General features: G+C 39.5%; 35 protein-coding genes. 1 reads left to right on the top strand and 34 read right to left on the bottom strand.

The features are described 5' to 3' along the window. Positions 1 to 198 precede the first annotated feature (198 nt). The 29 genes from rplQ to rplC all read right to left on the bottom strand — a co-directional run bounded on the left by rplQ (position 199) and on the right by rplC (position 15,041). A complete protein-coding gene (gene rplQ, locus B3139_RS07800; protein WP_209577717.1) occupies positions 199 to 702 on the bottom strand; it encodes a 50S ribosomal protein L17 in 504 nt (167 codons plus the stop codon). A 130-nt stretch (positions 703 to 832) separates the two neighbouring features. Continuing rightward, positions 833 to 1,825 carry a DNA-directed RNA polymerase subunit alpha gene (locus B3139_RS07795; RefSeq protein ID WP_046674887.1) on the bottom strand — a complete coding sequence of 331 codons (993 nt, stop codon included), beginning with the start codon at positions 1,823 to 1,825 and terminating at the stop codon, positions 833 to 835. A gap of 95 nt (positions 1,826 to 1,920) precedes the next feature. Continuing rightward, positions 1,921 to 2,529: a 30S ribosomal protein S4 gene (gene rpsD, locus B3139_RS07790; protein WP_293881583.1), complete on the bottom strand. Its 609-nt coding sequence runs from the start codon at positions 2,527 to 2,529 to the stop codon at positions 1,921 to 1,923. Between the two features lie 60 nt (positions 2,530 to 2,589). Beyond that, the gene (gene rpsK / locus B3139_RS07785) at positions 2,590 to 2,979 is read right to left on the bottom strand and encodes a 30S ribosomal protein S11 (RefSeq protein WP_046674885.1); all 390 of its coding nucleotides are present in this window, start codon (positions 2,977 to 2,979) and stop codon (positions 2,590 to 2,592) included. Between the two features lie 10 nt (positions 2,980 to 2,989). Next, complete coding sequence (gene rpsM / locus B3139_RS07780) at positions 2,990 to 3,367, bottom strand: 30S ribosomal protein S13 (protein ID WP_209577713.1); 378 nt, start codon at positions 3,365 to 3,367, stop codon at positions 2,990 to 2,992. A 30-nt stretch (positions 3,368 to 3,397) separates the two neighbouring features. Next, positions 3,398 to 3,514: a type B 50S ribosomal protein L36 gene (gene ykgO, locus B3139_RS07775; protein ID WP_013665024.1), complete on the bottom strand. Its 117-nt coding sequence runs from the start codon at positions 3,512 to 3,514 to the stop codon at positions 3,398 to 3,400. Positions 3,515 to 3,559: 45 nt separating this feature from the next. Further along, the gene (gene infA / locus B3139_RS07770) at positions 3,560 to 3,778 is read right to left on the bottom strand and encodes a translation initiation factor IF-1 (RefSeq protein ID WP_002997456.1); all 219 of its coding nucleotides are present in this window, start codon (positions 3,776 to 3,778) and stop codon (positions 3,560 to 3,562) included. 73 nt (positions 3,779 to 3,851) lie between these two features. Next, entirely contained in the window at positions 3,852 to 4,634 is a 783-nt protein-coding gene (gene map, locus B3139_RS07765; RefSeq protein WP_209577710.1) for a type I methionyl aminopeptidase, read from the bottom strand. A gap of 9 nt (positions 4,635 to 4,643) precedes the next feature. After that, a complete protein-coding gene (secY, locus tag B3139_RS07760; RefSeq protein WP_209577708.1) occupies positions 4,644 to 5,981 on the bottom strand; it encodes a preprotein translocase subunit SecY in 1,338 nt (445 codons plus the stop codon). A gap of 3 nt (positions 5,982 to 5,984) precedes the next feature. Then, the gene (gene rplO / locus B3139_RS07755; protein WP_046674881.1) at positions 5,985 to 6,431 is read right to left on the bottom strand and encodes a 50S ribosomal protein L15; all 447 of its coding nucleotides are present in this window, start codon (positions 6,429 to 6,431) and stop codon (positions 5,985 to 5,987) included. A 69-nt stretch (positions 6,432 to 6,500) separates the two neighbouring features. Further along, positions 6,501 to 6,680 carry a 50S ribosomal protein L30 gene (rpmD, locus tag B3139_RS07750; RefSeq protein WP_046674880.1) on the bottom strand — a complete coding sequence of 60 codons (180 nt, stop codon included), beginning with the start codon at positions 6,678 to 6,680 and terminating at the stop codon, positions 6,501 to 6,503. 5 nt (positions 6,681 to 6,685) lie between these two features. Continuing rightward, positions 6,686 to 7,204: a 30S ribosomal protein S5 gene (gene rpsE, locus B3139_RS07745; RefSeq protein WP_209577706.1), complete on the bottom strand. Its 519-nt coding sequence runs from the start codon at positions 7,202 to 7,204 to the stop codon at positions 6,686 to 6,688. A 12-nt stretch (positions 7,205 to 7,216) separates the two neighbouring features. Beyond that, on the bottom strand, positions 7,217 to 7,579 hold the full coding sequence (gene rplR, locus B3139_RS07740) for a 50S ribosomal protein L18 (RefSeq protein WP_370877906.1): 363 nt from the start codon (positions 7,577 to 7,579) through the stop codon (positions 7,217 to 7,219). Continuing rightward, positions 7,576 to 8,130: a 50S ribosomal protein L6 gene (gene rplF / locus B3139_RS07735; protein ID WP_209577702.1), complete on the bottom strand. Its 555-nt coding sequence runs from the start codon at positions 8,128 to 8,130 to the stop codon at positions 7,576 to 7,578. The genes rplR and rplF overlap by 4 nt, the downstream gene beginning before the upstream one ends. 21 nt (positions 8,131 to 8,151) lie before the next feature. Then, the gene (gene rpsH, locus B3139_RS07730; protein ID WP_223584601.1) at positions 8,152 to 8,553 is read right to left on the bottom strand and encodes a 30S ribosomal protein S8; all 402 of its coding nucleotides are present in this window, start codon (positions 8,551 to 8,553) and stop codon (positions 8,152 to 8,154) included. Positions 8,554 to 8,689: 136 nt separating this feature from the next. Beyond that, the gene (rpsN, locus tag B3139_RS07725) at positions 8,690 to 8,959 is read right to left on the bottom strand and encodes a 30S ribosomal protein S14 (RefSeq protein ID WP_209577701.1); all 270 of its coding nucleotides are present in this window, start codon (positions 8,957 to 8,959) and stop codon (positions 8,690 to 8,692) included. Further along, entirely contained in the window at positions 8,952 to 9,521 is a 570-nt protein-coding gene (rplE, locus tag B3139_RS07720; RefSeq protein ID WP_046674875.1) for a 50S ribosomal protein L5, read from the bottom strand. Before rplE ends, rpsN begins: the two co-directional genes overlap by 8 nt. Next, positions 9,521 to 9,865 (bottom strand): 50S ribosomal protein L24, encoded by a 345-nt coding sequence (gene rplX / locus B3139_RS07715; RefSeq protein ID WP_070570406.1) that lies wholly within the window; start codon positions 9,863 to 9,865, stop codon positions 9,521 to 9,523. Before rplX ends, rplE begins: the two co-directional genes overlap by 1 nt. A 2-nt stretch (positions 9,866 to 9,867) precedes the next feature. Then, positions 9,868 to 10,236 carry a 50S ribosomal protein L14 gene (gene rplN, locus B3139_RS07710; protein ID WP_046674873.1) on the bottom strand — a complete coding sequence of 123 codons (369 nt, stop codon included), beginning with the start codon at positions 10,234 to 10,236 and terminating at the stop codon, positions 9,868 to 9,870. A 1-nt stretch (position 10,237) separates the two neighbouring features. After that, complete coding sequence (gene rpsQ, locus B3139_RS07705) at positions 10,238 to 10,492, bottom strand: 30S ribosomal protein S17 (RefSeq protein WP_046674872.1); 255 nt, start codon at positions 10,490 to 10,492, stop codon at positions 10,238 to 10,240. A gap of 13 nt (positions 10,493 to 10,505) precedes the next feature. Next, a complete protein-coding gene (gene rpmC / locus B3139_RS07700; RefSeq protein ID WP_153844935.1) occupies positions 10,506 to 10,724 on the bottom strand; it encodes a 50S ribosomal protein L29 in 219 nt (72 codons plus the stop codon). A gap of 91 nt (positions 10,725 to 10,815) precedes the next feature. Further along, entirely contained in the window at positions 10,816 to 11,238 is a 423-nt protein-coding gene (gene rplP, locus B3139_RS07695; protein WP_046674870.1) for a 50S ribosomal protein L16, read from the bottom strand. 13 nt (positions 11,239 to 11,251) lie between these two features. Beyond that, positions 11,252 to 11,944: a 30S ribosomal protein S3 gene (rpsC, locus tag B3139_RS07690; RefSeq protein WP_349676340.1), complete on the bottom strand. Its 693-nt coding sequence runs from the start codon at positions 11,942 to 11,944 to the stop codon at positions 11,252 to 11,254. 11 nt (positions 11,945 to 11,955) lie between these two features. Continuing rightward, entirely contained in the window at positions 11,956 to 12,390 is a 435-nt protein-coding gene (gene rplV, locus B3139_RS07685; protein WP_070570408.1) for a 50S ribosomal protein L22, read from the bottom strand. 6 nt (positions 12,391 to 12,396) lie between these two features. Further along, the gene (rpsS, locus tag B3139_RS07680) at positions 12,397 to 12,663 is read right to left on the bottom strand and encodes a 30S ribosomal protein S19 (RefSeq protein ID WP_002997495.1); all 267 of its coding nucleotides are present in this window, start codon (positions 12,661 to 12,663) and stop codon (positions 12,397 to 12,399) included. Beyond that, the gene (gene rplB, locus B3139_RS07675) at positions 12,663 to 13,490 is read right to left on the bottom strand and encodes a 50S ribosomal protein L2 (RefSeq protein WP_046674867.1); all 828 of its coding nucleotides are present in this window, start codon (positions 13,488 to 13,490) and stop codon (positions 12,663 to 12,665) included. Before rplB ends, rpsS begins: the two co-directional genes overlap by 1 nt. 6 nt (positions 13,491 to 13,496) lie before the next feature. After that, positions 13,497 to 13,787 carry a 50S ribosomal protein L23 gene (gene rplW / locus B3139_RS07670; protein WP_046674866.1) on the bottom strand — a complete coding sequence of 97 codons (291 nt, stop codon included), beginning with the start codon at positions 13,785 to 13,787 and terminating at the stop codon, positions 13,497 to 13,499. A gap of 1 nt (position 13,788) precedes the next feature. Continuing rightward, positions 13,789 to 14,418 carry a 50S ribosomal protein L4 gene (rplD, locus tag B3139_RS07665; protein WP_209577699.1) on the bottom strand — a complete coding sequence of 210 codons (630 nt, stop codon included), beginning with the start codon at positions 14,416 to 14,418 and terminating at the stop codon, positions 13,789 to 13,791. Between the two features lie 5 nt (positions 14,419 to 14,423). After that, positions 14,424 to 15,041, bottom strand: a complete 618-nt coding sequence (gene rplC / locus B3139_RS07660) for a 50S ribosomal protein L3 (protein ID WP_046674864.1) — start codon at positions 15,039 to 15,041, stop codon at positions 14,424 to 14,426. A gap of 335 nt (positions 15,042 to 15,376) precedes the next feature. Between rplC and B3139_RS07655 the strand changes: the two genes are divergently transcribed. Beyond that, positions 15,377 to 15,847, top strand: a complete 471-nt coding sequence (locus B3139_RS07655; protein ID WP_209577697.1) for a DinB family protein — start codon at positions 15,377 to 15,379, stop codon at positions 15,845 to 15,847. A 50-nt stretch (positions 15,848 to 15,897) separates the two neighbouring features. Here B3139_RS07655 and B3139_RS07650 read toward each other — a convergent pair whose 3' ends face one another. The 5 genes from B3139_RS07650 to B3139_RS07630 form a co-directional block, all read right to left on the bottom strand. Further along, a complete protein-coding gene (locus B3139_RS07650) occupies positions 15,898 to 16,908 on the bottom strand; it encodes a helix-turn-helix transcriptional regulator (protein WP_293881495.1) in 1,011 nt (336 codons plus the stop codon). A gap of 473 nt (positions 16,909 to 17,381) precedes the next feature. After that, the gene (locus tag B3139_RS07645; protein ID WP_293881494.1) at positions 17,382 to 18,020 is read right to left on the bottom strand and encodes a hypothetical protein; all 639 of its coding nucleotides are present in this window, start codon (positions 18,018 to 18,020) and stop codon (positions 17,382 to 17,384) included. Between the two features lie 299 nt (positions 18,021 to 18,319). After that, positions 18,320 to 19,594, bottom strand: coding sequence for a glycoside hydrolase family 88 protein (locus tag B3139_RS07640; protein WP_293881493.1), 1,275 nt, complete (start codon positions 19,592 to 19,594; stop codon positions 18,320 to 18,322). Positions 19,595 to 19,637: 43 nt separating this feature from the next. Further along, the gene (locus B3139_RS07635) at positions 19,638 to 20,903 is read right to left on the bottom strand and encodes a DUF2264 domain-containing protein (RefSeq protein ID WP_293881492.1); all 1,266 of its coding nucleotides are present in this window, start codon (positions 20,901 to 20,903) and stop codon (positions 19,638 to 19,640) included. Positions 20,904 to 21,013: 110 nt separating this feature from the next. Continuing rightward, positions 21,014 to 22,906, bottom strand: a complete 1,893-nt coding sequence (locus B3139_RS07630) for a RagB/SusD family nutrient uptake outer membrane protein (RefSeq protein WP_293881491.1) — start codon at positions 22,904 to 22,906, stop codon at positions 21,014 to 21,016. Positions 22,907 to 22,959 lie beyond the last annotated feature (53 nt).

Genomic DNA, 22,959 nt, shown 5'->3' with positions numbered 1-22,959 from the left:
ATGTTAATGGGATTAATGGGATAAACATTAAATGGTTTCATCTTAATGAATTATAGATTGATAAACGAAATAGCTAGTAATAGAAAAAGCTATCAGATTTTAGCAATACAAATATATTAGTTATAACGGTAGGAATGGTTATAAAATAAAAAAAGTCCCCTTAAAAAGAGGACTTTTTTATGCTATATCAGAAGAAGACTATTCTCCGTCAACTTTTTCTTCACCTTCTACTTCAGCTTTAACTTCTGCAGGAGCTTCAGTTTCGGCAGCAGCAGCTTTCTTAGCACCACCACGACGGCGAGTAGCTTTTTTCTCAGAAGCAGCAGCTTTTTTACCGTAGATTTCGTTGTAATCAACTAACTCGATGAAAGCCATTTCTGCATTATCACCTAAACGGTTTTCCATTTTGATGATACGTGTATAACCACCTGGACGATTAGCCACTTTTTCAGATACTTCGCGGAATAAGATAGAAACTGCATCTTTATCTTTCAAGTAAGCGAATACTGTACGACGAGAGTGAGTCGTATCATTTTTAGATTTAGTAATCAAAGGCTCAACATACGTACGCAACGCTTTTGCTTTAGCCAAAGTAGTTGTAATACGTTTGTGTTTGATCAATGACGTTGCCATGTTAGCCAACATTGCTTTTCTATGGCTATCCGTACGGCCTAAGTGATTTACTTTTTTTCCGTGTCTCATTTTGGATTTTATTATACTACATATACCGTTCTTGCATTCCCTAATCTACTACACATTCAATGGTTTATATTCCATCAAATTGAGCCATTAGCACAAGAGGAATTATATATAGTGGTCGCTTATTAAATAATTATTCTTCGTCTAATTTGTATTTTGCCAAGTTCATTCCGAATGACAAACCTTTCGATTTCACCAACTCTTGAATTTCACTTAACGATTTTTTACCGAAGTTCCTGAATTTCAACATATCAGCTACGTCGTAAGTAACCAACTCAGCTAATGTGCGAATATCAGCAGCTTTCAAGCAGTTCAATGCACGCACGGAGAGATCAAGATCTACTAACTCTGTTTTCAAGATCTTACGCATGTGTAAGATTTCTTCATCAACAACTTTAGTTTCTTCTTTAGTTTGAGACTCAAGAAGCATATTCTCATCAGAGAATAAGATAAAATGTTGAATTAAGATTTTAGCAGCTTCTTTCAGCGCCTCTTCAGGGTGAATTGAGCCATCAGTAGAGATATCCAACAATAATTTCTCGTAGTCAGTTTTTTGCTCTACACGGTAATTCTCAATGGTATATTTAACATTCTTGATCGGAGTAAAGATCGAATCGATTGCGATAACACCTACTGGCGCATCAACGACTTTATTCTCATCAGCATTTACGTATCCACGACCTTTGGCAATACTCAATTCCAATTCAATTGTCACTGAATTATCCATGTTACAGATTACCATGTCAGGGTTTAAGACCGTAAAGTTATTAGAGAACTTGGTGATATCACCAGCTAAGAACTGTTCTTGACCATTGATTACTACAAATACCTTTTCGTTGTCGCCAATCTCACCTGTTTTTTTGAAACGGATTTGTTTCAAGTTCAAGATAATTTCAGTTACGTCTTCAACAACACCTTTTATCGTTGAAAATTCGTGCGAAACGCCAGAAAACCTTATCGACGTAATTGCATATCCTTCTAAAGAGGACAATAGAATACGGCGCAAAGCATTACCAATGGTTACACCAAAACCAGGCTCCAATGGACGAAATTCAAACGTACCATCAAAATCCGTAGATTTTTGCATGATAACTTTATCCGGTCTTTGAAATGCTAAAATTGCCATTTATTTTCTTTTAATTTTTTATTTGTAATAATAATAGTAATACAATAGAAGATGCATACCCCAAAATTGGACTATGCATTCTTCTATTTTATTTATTATTTAGAGTATAACTCAACGATTAAGTTCTCTTTAATGTTTTCAGGAATATCAGCTCTTTCTGGATAGCTTAAGAAAGTACCTTTCAATTCCTTCGCATTCCACTCTAACCAAGAAAATTTATTTACAGTACGACCTGCAACTGAATTTGTAATGGCCTCAAGCGTTTGAGAACGTTCACGAACTGCTACAACGTCACCAGGACGTAAGCTATATGATGGAATGTTAACAACTTCGCCGTTAACAGTAACATGTTTATGGGATACCAACTGACGAGCAGCGGCACGAGAAGTAGCAATACCTAAACGGTAAACTACGTTGTCCAAGCGAGCTTCTAGTAATTTCAAGAAGATCTCACCTGTAATACCTTGTTTAGAGGAAGCTTTAGCAAATAAGTTTGCGAATTGACGCTCTAATACACCATAAGTGTATTTTGCCTTTTGTTTTTCTAACAACTGAATAGCATATTCAGATTGTTTACCTCTGCGTTTAGAAGCTCCATGTTGTCCAGGAGGGTAATTTTTCTTTTCTAACGCTTTATCTGGGCCGAAGATCGGCTCTCTAAATTTACGGGCAATTTTGGACTTAGGTCCTGTATATCTAGCCATTTTTTTTTACAATTAAAGTATCTATCAGCCTATAGCCAATGAATCTTATCTTTAAATTAATTAAACTCTTCTACGTTTTGGAGGACGACAACCGTTGTGAGGAAGTGGAGTGATATCTTTAATAGTAGTCACATCAATTCCCACAGTTTGTAATGTTCTGATTGCAGATTCGCGACCAGCACCAGGACCTTTTACAAACACTTCAACTTTACGTAGACCCAAGTCGTGTGCAACTTTTCCACAGTCTTGTGCAGCTTGACCAGCAGCATATGGCGTGTTCTTTTTAGAACCACGGAAACCCATTTTACCAGCACTAGACCAAGAAATAGTTTGACCTTGATTATTCGTCAAAGTTACAATGATATTATTAAACGTTGCGTTAATGTGAGCCTGACCTACAGGTTCGATAACAACGATACGCTTTTTTGCAGCTTTTTTAGTTTTAGCCATTTCTTATTTATTATTTAGTAGCTTTTTTCTTGTTTGCAACTGTCTTACGTTTACCTTTACGAGTACGTGAGTTGTTTTTAGTACGTTGACCACGAACTGGTAAATGTTTACGGTGACGCAATCCGCGGTAACAACCGATATCCATTAAACGTTTGATGTTTAATTGAACTTCGGAACGCAATGCTCCTTCAACTTTCAGTTCGTCGTTAATGATAGTACGAATTGCTGCCAATTGGTCATCATTCCATTCTTGTACCTTCACATCTTCGCTGATACCAGCCTTTTCCAAGATATATTCAGCTCTTGTACGACCGATACCAAAAATATAGGTAAGGCCGATCACACCTCTTTTGTTTTTAGGTAAATCAATACCTGCTATCCTTGCCATATAATATTAAGCTATTATTTTTTTAATGAATTAACCCTGACGTTGTTTAAACTTAGGATTCTTTTTGTTGATTACAAAAACTTTACCTTTGCGACGGATGATCTTACAGTCCGCGCTACGTTTTTTTATTGATGCTCTTACTTTCATGATATTTATTTTTTCAAAAGCTTGTGCTAATACAAGGGCTTACTGCTATTTGTAGCGATAAGTAATCCTTCCTTTAGTCAAATCATACGGAGACATTTCCAATTTAACTTTATCACCAGGTAAAATTTTGATATAGTGCATACGCATTTTACCAGAAATATGGGCAATGATTTCATGTCCATTTTCCAACTCTACCCTAAACATAGCATTAGAAAGTGCCTCTCTAATTATACCGTCTTGTTCTATTGAGGCTTGTTTAGCCATATATTCTCGATTAAATTTAATTTAAAAGCCTGCGAACAGGAGTGCAAAGATAAATAAAATAATTGAAAACCAATTACTTTTTACCCAAAACTTTCTCAACATGTTCGAATGTCAGCAACACATCGGGTTCTCCTTTTCGGATTGCAACCATTTGTTCAAAGTGCGCTGATAATTTTCCATCCACTGTACTTACTGTCCAACCATCGTCCCAAAAACGAACCCCAGCACGCCCTGCGTTGATCATCGGTTCGATACAAATGACCAAACCTTCTTCCAGTTTTGGGCCAGCACCTCGTTTCCCATAATTAGGAACCTCAGGTTTTTCGTGTAAGTGGTAACCTACACCATGTCCTACCAGTTCCCGAACAATTCCGAATCCGAATTTGCTCACATATTCCTGGACAGCCGAAGAAATATCTCCAACACGCTTACCAGCAACAGCCTGCTCAACACCTTTGTACAATGATTCCTTTGTTACATCCAACAACAATTGTGCTTCCTCAGATATTTCACCTACACCAAAGGTATAAGCAGAGTCACTGATAAAACCGTTCAAATTAACACCTCCATCGACTGAAACAAGATCTCCGTCTTTAATTTCGTAATCGCTGGGAAAACCGTGTACAATTTGATCGTTGACAGATATACACAAAGAATATGGAAATCCCTGATAATTTAAGAACGCTGGCGTCCCTCCATTATCATGAATATACTCATAAGCTAATTTATCAAGAGATATAGTCTTTACCCCGGGCTTAATCACTTTTGCGATTTCACCAAGCAATTGCGAAAGAACATCTGCTGACTTTCGCAATTGCTCTATATCTTCTGCTGACTTATAAAATACTTTAGACATCTAAAGAAATTAAATTGCCGAATGATCCATTCCCTCAACAGACGCAGCCGAACGGCCTTTAATACGACCTGTTTTCATTAATCCATCGTAATGACGCATCAACAAATGAGATTCAATCTGTTGCAAAGTATCCAACACCACACCTACTAAAATCAATAAAGACGTACCTCCATAGAAGTGCGCAAATTGATTATTAATACCAAACAAACTTGCAATAGCAGGAAGAATAGCAATGATCGCTAAGAAAATCGCGCCAGGAAATGTAATATTTGATATTACGCGGTCTATAAAATTACTCGTCTCTAATCCCGGTTTAATACCCGGAACAAAACCTCCGTTCTTCTTCATGTCGTCCGACATCTGTTGAGGATTCACCATGATTGCTGTATAGAAAAACGTAAATGCGATAATTAACACCGCAAATGTTACGTTATACGCTACAGAAGTATAGTTACTCAACGAAGTCAAAAACTCCGATTGAAGATTTGGGAAGAACTGCCCCAAACTCATCGGCACAAACATAATTGCCTGCGCAAAAATGATAGGCATTACACCTGCAGCATTTACCTTTAAAGGAATATACTGACGCACCCCACCGACTTGCTTGTTTCCAACAATTTTCTTCGCATATTGCACAGGGATTTTACGAACCCCCTGTACGATCAAGATCGTAAAGATCACAACAAAGAACAAAGCCACAAATTCGAGCAACAATGGAATTGGACCACCACCACCTTTCGCCATTCTCGAAACCCATTCCGCAGTGATACCACTTGGCAATTGAGCGATAATACCAGTCATGATGATCAAAGAAATACCATTACCGATACCTTTATCTGTAATTTTTTCCCCTAACCACATCACAAATAAAGTACCGCCTGTCAAAACTACTGCAGTAAGAATAGTGAACAATGGATCTGCAATTGTCTTAGCACTTGGCTCGATCTGAGTACGCACATAGGCAAAAGCTTGAAGCAAAGTAATCCCTAAAGTTAAATAGCGAGTAATTTGGTTCATTTTTTGACGACCACTTTCCCCTTCTTTCTGCATCTTTTGGAAATAAGGAACCGCGATGCCCAGCAATTGAACAACAATGGATGCCGAAATATATGGCATTACCCCTAAAGCAAAGATAGCTGAACGGGAGAATGAACCACCCGCAAACATATCCAGTAAGCCCAATAAACCCTCTTTCTGACCAGAAGCCAGCGCATGAGGATTTACACCTGGTAATACCACGTGACATCCAATACGGTAAATCAAAAGAAAAAGTAAGGTATTTAGAATACGCGTACGTAAATCATCGATTTTCCAAATATTGGTTAAGGTTGTGATTAGTTTCTTCATTTATTAAATTTTAACGATAGAACCGCCTGCAGCTTCAATAGCTTTTTGAGCAGAAGCAGTAAACGCGTGCGCTGTTACTTCAACTTTAGCTTTCAACTCACCGCGACCCAAGATTTTAACTTTGTCATTTTTAGACACTAAACCATGAGCTTTCAATGCGTCGAAATCTACAGCTGTCAAATTGTATTTCTCGATCAACGCTTGTAAAGTATCTAAGTTTACACCATTATACTCAACACGGTTGATGTTTTTGAAACCAAATTTAGGCACACGGCGTTGCAAAGGCATTTGACCACCTTCGAAACCGATTTTCGTAGAGTGACCTGAACGAGAACCAGCACCTTTGTGACCACGTGTTGAAGTACCACCACGACCAGAACCAGTACCACGGCCAATACGTTTGCTACTTTTTACTGCACCTTTTGCAGGTTTTAAATTACTTAAGTTCATTTTTAAACTAAATTGTGCTAGCCCTTCGCTCTCACTAAACAGGTACTAGCGATTAAAAAATAATNNATATTAAATAGTTTCGATAGCTACTAAATGGTTTACTTTACGTACCATTCCAATAATTGATGGAGTAGCTTCAACTTCTACTGAGTGGTTGATTCTTTTCAAACCTAATGCCTCAATAGTTTTCTTTTGGCGCTCGCTTCTGTCGATAACGCTCTTTATCTGGGTGATTTTGATTTTTGCCATGATAATTAACCGTTAAATACTTTGTTCAAATCGACACCGCGGTGTTGTGCTACTGTATATGCATCACGCATATCTGATAAAGCTGCTACAGTTGCTTTTACCACGTTGTGCGGGTTAGAAGAACCTAATGATTTAGCCAATACATCTTTGATACCAGCAGACTCCAATACTGCACGCATTGCACCACCAGCCAAAACTCCTGTACCACCTACTGCTGGTTTAATCAAAACTGAACCACCAGAATATTTACCATATTGTGCGTGAGGAACAGTACCTTTGATAATAGGAACTTTTACCAAGTTTTTCTTTGCGTCATCGATACCTTTAGTGATTGCTTCAGTTACTTCTTTAGCTTTACCTAAACCATAACCAACAATACCGTTTTCATCACCTACTACAACAATTGCAGAGAAGCTGAAAGTACGACCACCTTTAGTAACTTTTGCTACACGTTGGATACTTACTAAGCGATCTTTTAATTCAATTTCGCTTGATTTTACTCTTTTTATATTGCTTAATGCCATTTTTTTCTATGATTAAAAGTCTAAACCGCCTTCGCGAGCACCTTCAGCCAAAGATTTGATACGGCCATGGTATAAGTACCCATTACGGTCAAAAACTACTTTATTAATACCTGCTGCTACTGCTTTTTCAGCAACCAATTTACCGACAGCTTTAGATTGTTCCACTTTGTTACCTGATGCAGCAAATTCTTTTGATAAGCTAGATGCAGCAACTAATGTTTTACCTGCATTGTCATCGATGATTTGCGCATAGATACCTTTGTTACTTCTAAAAACCGATAAACGTGGACGTTCAGACGTTCCAGCAAGGTTTTTTCTGATTCCTTTTTTGATTCTCTCTCTACGAGATGCTTTTTGTCCTGCCATGATTATTATTTTTTAGCTGATTTACCTGCTTTTCTTCTCAATACTTCACCTGCAAACTTAACACCTTTTCCTTTGTAAGGTTCTGGTTTACGGAAGCCACGGATTTTAGCCGCTACTTGTCCGATCAATTGTTTATCGGCACACTCTAAAGTGATTGTAGGGTTTTTACCTTTTTCAGCAGTAGTTAATACTTTAACTTCGTTTGGCAATACAAAAACAATCTGGTGAGAGAAACCTAAAGTTAACTCTAATACGTTACCAGTACTTGAAGCACGGTAACCTACACCGACTAACTCTTGCGTAGTTTTGTAACCTTCAGTCACACCGTGAACCATGTTAGCCAACAGGGAGCGGTATAGACCGTGTAATGCTTTGTGTTTCTTTTGATCAGTTGGACGTGTTACAACGATATTGCCTTCTTCTTGAGCAATCGTGATGTCACGGTCAACTTGTTGTGTTAATTCGCCTTTAGGACCTTTTACTGAAACTAAGTTTTTGTCCGAAATAGTAACAGTTACCCCAGCAGGGATAGCGATAGGCGCTTTTCCAATTCTTGACATTTCTTTGTGCTTTTACCTAGATTAATAAACGTAACATAAAACTTCACCACCAACATTTTGAAGTCTAGCTTCTTTATCTGTCATTACACCTTTAGATGTTGACAAGATAGCAATACCTAAACCATTCAAAACACGGGGCATAGTATCAACGCTTGCATACTTTCTTAAACCAGGTTTACTCACACGTGTCAACGTACGAATAGCCGGAATTTTGCTAATTGGGTTATATTTCAATGCGATTTTGATCGTACCCTGTACGCCATTCTCATCAAATTTGTAATTAGCAATGTAACCTTTATCAAAAAGAACTTTAGTGATTTCTTTTTTTAGGTTCGATGCAGGAATTTCAACAACCCTGTGGTTGGCCTTGATGGCATTCCTTACTCGTGTAAGGTAATCCGCAATTGGATCTGTAGTCATTATATATGAAAATTTGTGACAGCGGTTTCCCTCCCAACCGTTGGTATGGGACCTTCTATCTGTTAAACGATTTTAAAATGCAAAAAACCCGGCAATCCTAAGTTGAATTGCCCGGGCAAAATTAAGTATTTTTTTTTAATTACCAAGAAGCTTTTTTCACCCCTGGGATTTTGCCATCTAAAGCCATCTCACGGAATGTTACACGAGAGATACCGAATTGACGCATATATCCTTTAGGACGGCCAGTCAATTTACAACGATTGTGTAAACGTACTGGAGAAGCATTTTTAGGCAATTTATCTAATGCAGCGTAATCGCCAGCAGCTTTTAATTCTGCACGTTTTGCTGCATATTTAGCTACCAATTTAGCGCGTTTTACTTCGCGTGCTTTTAATCCTTCTTTAGCCATTGTTATTAGTATTTTGATTTTTAAATGGTAAACCGAATTGTTTCAACAATTCTAAAGCCTCGACATCATTTTGAGCAGAAGTCACGAAAGTGATATCCATACCTTGGATCTTGTTGATTTTGTCAATGTTGATCTCAGGGAAAATGATCTGTTCAGTGATACCTAAGTTGTAGTTACCACGTCCGTCAAAGCCTTTATCGTTAATACCGCGGAAGTCACGAATACGTGGAAGCGATACGGCTACCAAACGATCCAAGAACTCAAACATATTGTTGTCACGCAAAGTAACACGTGCCCCTACAGGCATACCTTTACGTAATTTAAAGTTCGAGATATCTTTTTTCGATTTTGTAGCGACAGCTTGTTGACCTGTAATTAAAGTCAACTCAGCGATAGCGTTATCGATTAATTTTTTGTCAGCTGTTGCAGCTCCTACGCCTTGTGAAACAACGATTTTCTCAAGTTTAGGAACCTGCATAATACTTTTATACTGAAATTTTTCTTGAAGTGCTTTACGGATTTCCTCCGCATATTTCACTTTTAATCTTGGTACGTAAGTCATTATTTAATTTCCTCCCCTGATTTTTTAGCGTAACGAACTAATTTACCATCTGCGTTTAACTTACGACCTACACGTGTAGTTGCACCCGTTTTAGGATCGATAACAGCTAAATTAGAGATGTGAATACCAGCTTCCTTCTCAATGATACCACCATTAGGATTAGCTGCACTTGGTTTAGTGTGTTTTTTCACGATGTTAGCGCCCTCAACGATAGCTCTATTTTTATCCACTAAAACAGTTAATACTTTTCCTTGAACACCTTTAGAGTTACCAGCGATAACTTTCACTAAATCACCTTTTTTAATTTTGATTTTGTGCGTAGTTGTTTTTGTTTTCTGTGCCATAATTATAAAACCTCCGGTGCTAATGATACAATTTTCATGAACTGTTTCTCACGCAACTCTCTAGCCACAGGGCCAAAGATACGTGTACCACGTGGTTCATCATTATTATTTAATAATACAGCGGCGTTGTCATCGAAACGGATATATGAACCATCTTTACGACGGATTTCCTTTTTCGTTCTAACGACTACTGCTTTAGAAACGGAACCTTTTTTCACGTTTCCTGAAGGCATAGCGCTTTTCACCGATACAACAATCTTATCTCCGATTGATGCATAACGCTTGCGCGTACCGCCCAATACACGGATTACTAAAACTTGTTTAGCACCGCTATTGTCAGCTACATTAAGTCTTGATTCTTGTTGTACCATGTTATTTAGCTCTTTCTATAATTTCAACTAATCTCCAGTTTTTTGTTTTACTCAGCGGACGAGTTTCCATAATTAATACCGTATCGCCGATACCGCAGGTATTAGTTTCGTCATGAGCTTTAAATTTAGTAGTTTTTTTAACGAACTTACCATAGATCGGGTGTTTCACTTTACGCTCCACTGATACCACGATAGATTTGTCCATCTTGTTGCTAACTACTAAGCCGATTCTTGTTTTTCTTAAATTTCTTTCCATTTCGACTTTAAATTTATGCCTCAGAGGCTGTTTCATTTTTAGCTGCAGCTTTGCGTGCACTGATCTCTGTACTGATACGAGCGATAGTTCTGCGTGCTGCTTTGATCACGTTAGGGTTCTCAATAGCTGAAACAGCATGTGCAAATTTCAATTTTGTAAGGGCTGTTTTCTCTTCTACAAGACGAGCTTTTAAGTCCTCATTAGATAATTCTAAAATTTCTGAATTTTTCATGTTTTTTCAGTTGTTATTTGGGTTATCATCGGTTTATATATAGCGTTAGGGGTAACGGCCCTAACGCTTAAATGATGACATTACCAAGATTTTATGCTTCAACGTAGTCTCTACGAATCACAAACTTAGTTTGAACCGGAAGTTTTTGAGCGGCAAGGCGTAAAGCTTCTTTGGCAATTTCCAAAGGCACACCTTCTGCTTCAAATAACATACGGCCTGGGCGTACTACTGCTACCCAGTATTCTGGAGCACCCTTACCTTTACCCATACGTACCTCTGCAGGTTTTTTCGTAACCGGTTTGTCAGGGAAAATACGAATCCAAACTTGACCTTCACGTTTCATATAACGTGTAACCGCAATACGAGCTGCCTCGATTTGACGACTAGTGATCCATGCTTGCTCCATTGTTTTGATACCGAAAGAACCGAAAGCTAACTCCGCTCCACGAGAAGCGTTACCTTTCATGCGGCCTTTCTGCATCTTTCTGAACTTCGTTCTTTTTGGCTGTAACATGTTCGTATACTTTTTAAATCTGCTTCTTCAGCAGGTTTTTGTTGTAATCTAAATAAANNATGTTTGGAGATAAGTCACGTTTACCGTAAACCTCACCTTTACAGATCCAAACTTTGATACCAATTTTACCGTATGTAGTCAATGCTTCAGCTAAAGCGTAGTCGATATCAGCACGCAATGTGTGCAAAGGAGTTCTTCCTTCTTTGTATTGTTCAGTACGCGCCATTTCAGCACCGCCTAAACGACCAGAACACATGATTTTGATACCTTCTGCACCCATACGCATGGTAGAAGCGATTGAAGTTTTCATTGCACGACGGAATGAAATACGTGCCTCTAATTGTTTAGCGACACCTTCTGCTACTAACTTAGCATCTAACTCAGGGCGTTTGATCTCGAAAATGTTGATTTGAACATCCTTTTTAGTCAGTTTCTTCAACTCTTCTTTGATCTTGTCAACTTCTTGACCACCTTTTCCGATAACGATACCTGGACGAGCAGTGTGAATTGTAACAGTGATACGTTTTAACGTTCTTTCGATAACAACTTTAGCTACACCACCTTTTGCGATACGAACAGAAAGATATTTTCTGATTTTTTCGTCTTCAACTAATTTATCGGAATAGTTTTTACCTCCGAACCAGTTAGAATCCCAACCTTTGATGATTCCTAATCTGCTACCTATTGGATTTGCTTTTTGTCCCATTTCTCAATAAATTAGTTTTGTTCAACGTTTAATTTGCTATCAACTACCAACGTAACGTGATTTGAACGTTTACGAACTCTGTATCCGCGACCTTGAGGAGCCGGACGTAATCTTTTCAATTGACGACCACCACCTACTGATACTTCTTTTACAATTAGTTCGCTTTCTTCCACTGATTTACCTTCGTTTTTGGCTTCCCAGTTTTTGATTGCAGATAATAATAATTTTTCTACACGAGCAGCAGCTTCTTTACTTGAGTGTTTTAAAATGTATAATGCATTTTCAACACGTTGACCACGAATTAAATCTACCACTAAGCGCATCTTACGAGGCGAAGTCGGGCAGTTCAATAATTTGGCATCCGAAGCTCCTCCTTTTTGAGCTTTCTCTTGCTCTTTGCGTTGTCTAATTAAGACAGACTTTTTAAGTTTTTTTGTTGCTTCCATTACCTATTATTTTTTCTTTTCTGCGTGGCCTCTGAATGTACGCGTAGGAGCGAATTCACCAAGCTTGTGACCTACCATATTCTCTGTTACATAAACAGGGATAAATTTATTCCCGTTGTGCACTGCGAAGGTATGGCCAACAAAATCAGGGGAAATCATTGATCTACGAGACCATGTTTTGATAACTGACTTTTTGTTAGTTTCATTCATAGAAAGAACTTTTCTCTCTAAGTTGTGATCGATATAAGGACCTTTTTTAATTGAACGAGCCATTATTTTTTCCTTCTCTCAATGATGTAACGATTCGATGTTTTCTTCTTGTAACGTGTTTTGAAGCCTTTAGCTAATACACCTGTACGTGAGCGTGGGTGACCTCCTGAAGTACGGCCTTCACCACCACCCATAGGGTGATCTACTGGGTTCATCGCAACACCACGAACTCTTGGACGACGACCTAACCAACGTTTGCGACCTGCTTTACCTAACACTTGGTTAGATCTTTCATGGTTCGATACTGAACCAATCGTAGCAACACAAGTCAATAAGATCATACGTGTTTCGCTCGAAGGCAATTTGATGATGGCATATTTACCATCACGAGCAGACAATTGAGCATAAGTACCAGCCGAACGAGCAATTGAACCACCTTGACCAGGATTTAATTCAATGTTGTGGATGATAGAACCCAATGGAATGTTTGCTAATGGTAATGTATTACCAACTTCTGGGGCAACTTTATCACCTGCTATTACAGTTTGACCAACTACTAAACCAGCTGGAGCAAGAATGTAACGTTTTTCACCATCTGCATAATGCAACAATGCAATACGAGCCGTACGATTTGGATCGTACTCAATAGTAGCTACTTTTGCAGGGATATCTTTTTTATCGCGTTTGAAATCAATTAATCGGTATACTTTTTTATGTCCCCCACCGAGATAACGCATAGTCATTTTACCGGAGTTATTACGACCGCCTGATTTCTTGTTGATTTTAACTACTAACGATTTTTCAGGAACGTTTGTAGTAACATCAGAGTAGTCTGCGCCTACTCTAAAACGAGTACCAGGGGTTACCGGTTTGAATCTTTTAACTGCCATTTTTTATTATATAGTACTGTAAAAGTCAATAGTTTCGCCGTCTTTAATAGTAATGACAGCCTTTTTATACTTAGGAGCTCTACCAGATACGAAACCTGCTTTTGTGTAACGGCTTTTTGCTTTACCAGCTACTACTGCAGTGTTTACAGCAAGAACTGTAACACCAAACATAGCCTCAACAGCTGCTTTGATCTGGATTTTGTTTGCTCTGTGATCTACTTTGAAAGCGTAACGGTTTAATTTTTCCGTTAACAAAGAAGCTTTCTCAGTCAAGATAGGTTTTTTAATAATTTCCATATTACTTAGCTAATGCTTCCTCCAAAGATTTAACAGAATCTGTTGTCAACAATAATTTTGTTGCGTTCAATACATCATATGTATTTAAATCAGATGCAACAATAACTTTTGCTTTTTTCAAGTTTCTGCTTGATTTATAAACAATTTCATCGTAAGCTGGCAATACCAACAATGTTTTCTCATCAGCTACATTCAACGCATCGATTAAAGCAACATAGTTTTTAGTTTTGATAGCATCGAATTTCACTTCGTCCAATACCACAATGTTATTATCTTTTGCTTTGTAAGACAACGCTGATTTACGTGCTACTTGTTTCAATTTCTTGTTCAATTTGAACGAGTAGTCACGAGGTTGAGGACCGAATACACGACCACCACCATTAAACAATGGAGATTTGATAGAACCCGCACGAGCACCACCAGTACCTTTTTGTTTGTGTAATTTACGAGTAGAACCCGCGATTTCGTTACGTTGTTTAGATTTGTGAGTTCCTTGGCGTTGGTTCGCTAAGTATTGTTTCACATCCAAATAGATCGCATGATCGTTAGGCTCTAACCCAAATACCGACTCAGGAAGTTGCACCTTGGCACCTGTTTCTTTACCTGATAAATTTAAAACTTTAACTTCCATCTCTACTATTTGTCTACGATTACATAAGAACCTTTAGCTCCTGGAATGGAACCACTAACAACGATAAGGTTTTGCTCAGCGTAAACTTTCAACACCTGTAAGTTTTGAACTTTAACTCTGTCACCACCTGTACGACCTGCCATGCGCATACCTTTGAATACGCGTGAAGGCCATGATGAAGCACCTAATGAACCTGGAGCACGTAATCTGTTGTGCTGACCGTGAGTCGCACCACCTACACCACCAAATCCATGACGTTTCATTACACCTTGGAAACCTTTACCTTTTGAAGTACCGACTACATCTACGTACTCGCCTTCTTCAAAAAGAGTAACGTCAACTACGTCACCAAGTTGTTTTGCATCTGGGAAAGTTTTAAACTCTACCAACTTACGCTTAGGCGTTGTATTTGCTTTCGCAAAGTGCCCTTTCAAAGGAGCTGTCGTGTTTTTCTCCTTAGCTTCGTCGAAACCAAGTTGAATTGCCGAGTAGCCATCCTTTTCTTCCGTACGTATCTGCGTAACCACGCACGGCCCGGCCTGAATCACTGTACAAGGAATATTTTTCCCATCAGCGTTAAACAGGCTCGTCATTCCTACTTTTTTTCCAATAATACCTGACATGTTGTAAATTAATTAATTAAAAGTCCTTCGAAGCAGTAGGGCTTCGCTCAAGACATACTTTCCCCTTTAAGGGATTGCAAAGTTACAAACATTTTTATAACTGTCAAATAATTAATGAATTATTTTTTTTATTTTATCCTGTAGCAGGAAAACTGCCTTAACCCCTCCTGCCCCCCTTCGCCTATCAACAAGAATCACAAGGTTCGAAGAAAAAGAAATAAAAAAAATGAGTTTCAAAATTTATACTGCCATACAGTTGTCATTGGGCCACCTAAATTTGTGGCATATTACAACGCAAGAGGCGATGTAAATTTTTAAATTTTAAATACGAAAAAATGAGTACAGCGATCATTTCGAAACAAGAATTACTTGAACACTGGTTGGGCCATAGAAAACTGACCCGCCAAACTATTGAAAAATTTCCCGAAGAAGAATTGTTCAATTATAAAGTAGAAGGCATGCGAACTTTTGCGGATATGCTGAAAGAATTATTGGCAATTGCCGTTCCCGGCCTACAGGAGATCGTAGATAACAAAAGTGGTGAGCTAAACGAAAATTTCAGCTATTCAACAAAAGCCCAGCTTTTACAAGCGTGGGACGAGGCAACTCCAATACTCATCGATCTATTTAACAAGATCTCGGAAGAACGCTTTGCTGAGGAATTCAATTTGTTTGGACAGTACAAATCGCCGGTCGTCCACAGCATTCTTTATTTTATAGATAATGAAATCCATCACCGCGGGCAGGGATTTGTCTACCTGCGCTTGCTCGGCATTCAACCACCGTTTTTTTGGGAAAGGGGATAATTTCGGGCATACCCCGATCAGAATACTTGCTTGGATTCAACAGGGAGAACCTAGCAAGTATTCTTTCCCACTTCAATACAGCTGAAGCCTGCCTGCACCTTGTCATGATTAAGCTGTTCTAAAGCTGATGACAGCAATCGTTTTACCACTCCTTTCAACGACTCGGGCTCGATAATATTTCCTTTGTCAGCAAACATCAAATACCAACGTGCAAATCCATTTTCCATATTTACACATTCAAAATGCATTTCAACATAATCGTCCGCAATCACTTCCTGCTGAAAGCCGAAATAATGACGGTCCCATTCCATATACCTTGCCATTTCCTTATCCACCCGTACCACGACTTTAGTTGTCGGATCTTCATGTCGTTTGTTGAGAAAGAAAGATAGCTCAGGATGTTCTTTTCCAAAATCATCTGTAAGTATTCGGATATTATTTATACGGTCCAATCGAAATTGCCTATAATCCTTTCGTAGTTTACAGAATGCGAGGATATACCAGAATTTACTTTCAACAAAGATACCAACAGCTTCAATTTCCCTTTTCTCAGGATTTTTGTCCGATGGTTTGGTATAATAAATTTCTACGCACTTTTTTGCAGCGATACTTTCGATCAATATGTTGGTGCCATGGGTCAACTTTTCATTGAACTGATGACGTCCGCCCCGAACGAGAAAATTGTCTCCAACCAGTGCAACTTGCTCCTTTTCGTTTCCTCTTAATATGGCTTTTATTTTCAGCAACGCTGTTGTAAAATGATGCGCAAGATTCCGATCTGTATACTTTTCCACCAGTTTCTCCGCCGCCACAAAACTCAGTGCTTCTTCTTTTGTAAATTGCAAGGGTGGCATTTTATACCCCTCCACTAAAGAGTATCCGCTTCCGGCTTCGCCATAGATTGGAACTCCAGCCTGCATCAAAGAGCGGATATCACGGTAAATCGTACGCTGGCTCACTTCATAGCGTTCTGCCAAAGCTCCCGCTGTCACAACAGGTTTGGCCTGTAGATGCATATAAATAGCGAGTATACGATCAAATCTTTTCTGGATATCCGTCATTTGGATAAAGGTACGAGTTATTCTATTTTCTTTAACTAATATAAAGATATGTTTTCACAGGTATAGCGCTGAATACTTTTTCAATTCATCACTCAAATCTCGCACAAATTCCCTTGAATTAACAACGAACCCAACCTTGGAATCGATATCTCTGGCCTTCATCTATATAGTCGCCGTCTCATTGACATCTGTATTAAATCTGAAGCAGGCACCTTACTTTTAGTTAACCAATCCAATAAAGAAGGAGTTGCTAAGGGGGATGAGTTCCTGCTGCGCAATTGGAGCTACTACGGGTTGATCAAATAATCAAATACAAGGCCAGCATGGCTGGCATAAACGTTATCGTTGAATAATTCAAAAATGGCAAAGCTTTACATCATAAAGCCTTGCCATTAAACTTATCTTTAAGCATAACACTTTATCTTTAAGCATAACACTTTTCTAATCCAGCTTATGTATTCCGTCGAAAACAATTATATAACCCCACAATAAATGGAATTCGAAAAGTCGTCTTGGAGTGTATCCCATACACCGACATAAACATGGCAATCGAATGCTTTCTTGCTTATCCCCTCAACTTCAAATGAGCAGGAACCCTGATTTACATTGGCAATAGATATTTTCAACCGCGACTCGCCCTCTATGTCTATCAATCCCACATTGATTTTATATATACTACTTCTATATTCATCATCTACAGTCCAGCTAAGATCAATCCGATCGCCATCCAAACTTACTTGACAGTTAGCTAATGGGTTAAGCGGACCTGAAAACAGGAGGAGCTTTTCAGGATTCACAAAAGGCTTATTATCTTCACCTAATTCAAGAGTTTCTTTAAAAATGTGGCGCTGCGCCAATTGGAAAGCTCCTACACGACTTCCTTTTGTCGCGAGTGATTGATAACCAAACTCTAGAATTACTTTATTGGCGCCAGCAAACTTACCTGCAACTTTTTGTTTTTCTCTATTTAAAAGTTCGGCCTCGCTCGGCGGAGACGTTCGTTTTTTTCTTTTGCCGCCACGTACGACATTTTGGCCTTTCAATAGATAAGCACTCACCGAACCAAATTTCCCAACAATAGCACCGTTCGGACCATTTTGTAAAATTGCCATAAGATTTTTCTCCTTTTGTCTATAATTGATGGTATATAACTTATTACTAATATAACATCAAATTCCCCATTAAAAGAGGAGTAACACTACTTTTACAAAGTATTAACAGGGGGTTAACAGAGGTAATACCCCTGTTAACCCCCTGTTATCCCCCTGTTAACCCTCTATAAATCCCTTGTCAATATAGGTATTGGTGTTAAATTGGTAGTTATTTGAGCGCACGAGATGGATGTACGAGATAAGTACTTCACTTTCCACAGAATGTTAACAACTTTATTGAAAACTCAAGAATCCTCTCGTCAGGGCTTGATAACCTTCTCTCCACGGAGCAATCGGTCATACCGCACCAATGCCTCCACATAGTAGTAATCGGCATAGGTTAACGGAACATCAACTTCTGTTTTATGTGGGATAGAACCGACACTATGTTTTAAAATATACCCTCCGGCTTCTTTGAAATCTGCTTTATAAGGTTTAGCAGAAAGCGACCGCAGCATTTGTTCAGCCTTTGAGATATAGAGCTGGCTCTCACTACCTGTTGTGTATTGTGCCAGTTCCAGCAAAGCCGAAGCGGTCACCGAAGCGGTCGATACATCGCGAAGGTCTTTCTGGCTATAATATTTACTATCCGGAGTAAGCTTGTTCTGGTCCATATCCCAATAAGGTATGAGATCTTTCGGAAGATTGGGATGATTCAGGTAAAACTGTGCAATATGCCGCGCGTGCTCCAAATATCTCCTGTCGCCCGTCTCGCGGTACATCATCGTATAACCATAAAGCCCCCAGGATTGCCCTCTGGCCCATGCAGACTCATCAAAAGCTCCTTGCGCAGTCTTTCTCGAAATAATACTTCCATCTTGCGGATTGTAATCCACGACATGGTAGGAACTATAATCTTTTCGGTAATGGTTGACCATCGTTGTATTGGCATGCTGCACCGCAATATCCCGATAACGCTGATCACCTGTCATCTTGGAAACTTCCGTCAAAAATTCCAGGTTCATCATGTTGTCGATGATCACCGGATAGGTCCAAGACTGGCCATCCCAGTTTTTGCCACCGTCCCATGAACGAATCGTTTTCGGTGCTTCATGGAAACGTGTTGCCAACGACGCTGCACCAGTACTTAAAATTCCTTTATAGGACACCGAATCACCCGTCAAGCGCAATGCATTCCCAAAGCTACAATACAACATGAAGCCCAAATCATGTGTTCCTTTGTTATATTTTTCTTTCTCCAGTTGCTTCAGTTTACTTTTGGCTTCCGTCAAAAGCTTTTCATCCTTGGTATACTCGTATAGATAAAGCACTGTACCGGGATAAAAGCCAGAACACCACCAGCTCGAACCCCAATTTACATATTTGCCATCTTTATAGGTTGTAGGCATATCCGATTCACCGATCGATGCTGCGAGGTAGGCGATTTGTTTGTGTGCATCTTCTAAATTGAAGCGGACAAATTCTTTGTCGAGTCCCAATTTCATCGGCGTCAAGTTCCGCTGACTGGAACAGGAGAATCCCTGCATTCCTAGCCCAATTATCAAAGCCCCCGTAATATAGTGTTGTATCTTCATTTCATCCAGTCCTTAATCTTTTGCTTTTTATTCTTTTTTCGTTTTAATAACTTACATAATAGTCTTTGGGAAAATGCTCTGCCTTCCAGCATTTTTGGGAAGTCCATGGTTGTGGAGCACAGGTCCAGAATTCATCCTCTGCCGGTAACCCCAAGGGCAGGAAAGAAAGGGAGGCCACATACATTGAACCTGCATTTGTATAGTAATCTGCGAGATTGGATTGTTTATCACCTACCACTCCCATACGCAGCCATCCCGAGGGCGCAAAGGTTTTGTCAATATAAATATGACGGAGTATCGTGGTTAATGCAGCCCTGACCTGTCCTTTCGAAATGTCTTCGGGCAACTTATTTTCCAAAGCAACTGTTGCCAGCGGCTGGAATGCGGCATTCTTATACGTTGAAGAACGCCCAACAACGACATAATGGCCTTCCGGCGATATCATGCGTTCCAGATGATGCGCATAGCGCTGCATGCGTTTATAGGCCCGCTCATACATCTCCTTGTATTTTCCACCAGCTGGGATATTATGACGCAGCGACTCCACCTGCATACAATGGATCACATAACCATTGTAGTGGTCAAAACTAAAATGAGCACCATCACTATACCAGCCATCTCCCACATACCATTCCTGATCAAATTTATTGACCGCATAATCGATCTTTTCCCGTACACATTCCTCTCCTATGCTGTAAAGAAACGTTTCTGTCATTGCGGCAAACAGCAGCCAATTGCTCTCATTCGGCTTAATCTTGCGCAATAGTTTGAACTCTTCAACGACTCTTTTTTTAGTCACTTGGTTTAATGGTTCCCATAAAGCTTTTGGAGCCCTCAAAAAAGCCTGTGCAAGATGCGCTGCATCCACAAGAGTCTGAGAGGAAGGTCCTCGCCAAGTAAAATAATCCGGAGATTTGGGGTCTACCCCATATTGTATACCGAGCAGCGCCTGTTCTCTTAATTTTTTTCGCAGTTTCCCTTCCTCAGTTAGGTCATCCGGTAGGGCCAACCAAGGTGCCATTCCGGCCAACAAGCGCCCGAAGGCTTCCAGATATCCCACTCCGGGATCCCTGCTATCAAAAGTTGGACTTACCTCCATCGGCATATTTTTACGCCACTGTTGTTTACTAATATTGCTCAATATGGGGGCTGCCATCTTATGTAAGATAGATACCCAATAAGCCCGGTCATTTTCAATAAAATTTCTTTTATCGTCTAAATTGTCTGCCTTTGCTTCCATTGGTAAAGACGCCGTTAATACGCCTACTCCAGCTCCGCCTAACAATTTTAATAAGGATCTTCTCTTCATCGATAAGGGTTTATAAATTAAAAATATCTATTGTACATAAAAATACTAGCCGAAGTAAACCAATCGCTCCAGCAAACGGCTGCATGAGCGATTGATAACAAACTTCCTCCTTAATAAATCCATCCTGGTGTCGGTTTCAGATTTCTATTTAATTCTATTTCAGCCTTTGGAACTGGCCAAGTGTACCATTGATCACCTATCCATTCATAAGTAGTACCTCCAGTGTTCTCACTACCTCCCCACGCATGTTGCGAAAATTTCTGATCAAACTTTGTCTCTTTCAGCGTCTTCCAACGCATTTCATCAAAAAAGTTAACGCCCTCCCCAATTAATTCACGACGTCGTTCATCTCGTACATAATTACGTGCATTAGTTTGGTTTGAAAAAGAAGAAGCCATTGTTGGAATTCCAACTCGATCCCTGACTTGTTTTACTTTTGCCATAGCACCAGATAGATCATTCATCTCTACTAAGGCCTCTGCCCACATCAACAAAACATCGGCATAACGAATAATAGGCTCGTCTACCGGATTTTGCTCACGACGGGCATATTCTAATCCTTCGCCCACAAACTTACGATGGATATACTTAAACTCGGCCTGTGCATTTGCACTTCCCGAAGTATAATAAGTGCTGGGCAAACTACTATTCAAATTGGGTTCAGCTCCAGATTGGTCTACATAATACTTACCAGTGACGGGGAATCGATAGGTATACACACCTGCAGCAGTAGAATTGCTATTTACGCCTTGAAAAGATGCATAAGGTGTCAAGACATTATAAGCTAACCTTGGGTCTCTATTTGCGTAGGCTGCTTTCAGTCGCGCCTCATTACCTTCTGGCAGATAAAATGCCCGCGCAGTACTATTCAATTTATTTAATTCCGTATTGATTACTGTGGTCACTGTTGGGTGAACATCATTTCCATTAACTTTTTGATCTCGTATAAAAAAGACTTTTCTATTGGGAGCGCCTAAAGCATTTACTGTATTCCATTCAGGAATGTAATCCGACCAACTAAACGGACGGACAGTAGTTCCGTCAATAATTTCCTCATATAAATTGACCAAAGCTGGAGTTACTTGTAAATCTGTCCAACATCCTCGACTATCTTTTGCTCCCTGTTGAAACGCCGCTGTGTATTTCTGCACAGCTGAACCATATCCCGATGGTTCCTCAATATACTGAACGCTCAAAATCATCTCTTCACAACGTTCATTGGCAACTTTAAATAATTGCTTATAATTTGAGAAGAGTTTGTAGCCGCTCTCTCCGACTTTCGCAAAATCAGCAACTGCCTGATCGTATTTCTTGGTCATAAGATAAGCACGGCCACGTAGCGCATAAGCCGCACCTTTACTCACGCGTCCTTCACCTTGAATTTGGTTATTTGGCAATGCGCTCTCATTGATTGCATCAGTCAAATCCTTAATAATAAGCGCCCAAACCTCTTCTTCTGAACTCTGTCCTTTGTTACCTTCTGCTGGACTGATAGGCTCGGTGTAAATAGGAACACCCAAACCATTCCGGCCATACAGTTCATTAAGCCGCATGTAAAAGAATGCCCGCAAGACTTTGCATTCAGCGACCAGCTTATTCTTTTTTTGCTGATCCATCGCTGCATCTGGTATGTGAACTATAGCATCATTAGCGCGATGTACCCCATCATACAACCATTTCCATTGGAATGAAAAATAGGAATTACTTGGATTAACGGCACTGGAAAAAAGGTTGTTTAAATTATATTCCCCTTGTCCAGTCATACCAAAGGCCTCATAAGAGTAATACCCAATATTGGCAGAGGTCCCTACAATTCCATCACTTCTTACCGGACGTTGTAACGAATAATAAACGCCTATTACCCCCTGATCAACCAACGTTTCAGATGACCACATTGTTCCCGACGATATTTTGTCATTAGGTGTAAGGTCCAATATTTTTGTACAAGACGATAAAGAACTTGCTATACCAATTGCTATGACAGATTTTAATATTTTTTTCATCTCTATTTTTATTTTATTTGACTAAACAGCGTTTAAGACGAAGACGTTAGTCT

The sequence above is a fragment of the Sphingobacterium sp. UBA1498 genome (assembly GCF_002325125.1).
GTDB lineage: Bacteria > Bacteroidota > Bacteroidia > Sphingobacteriales > Sphingobacteriaceae > Sphingobacterium.
This window is presented reverse-complemented; position numbering and strand designations above follow the sequence as displayed.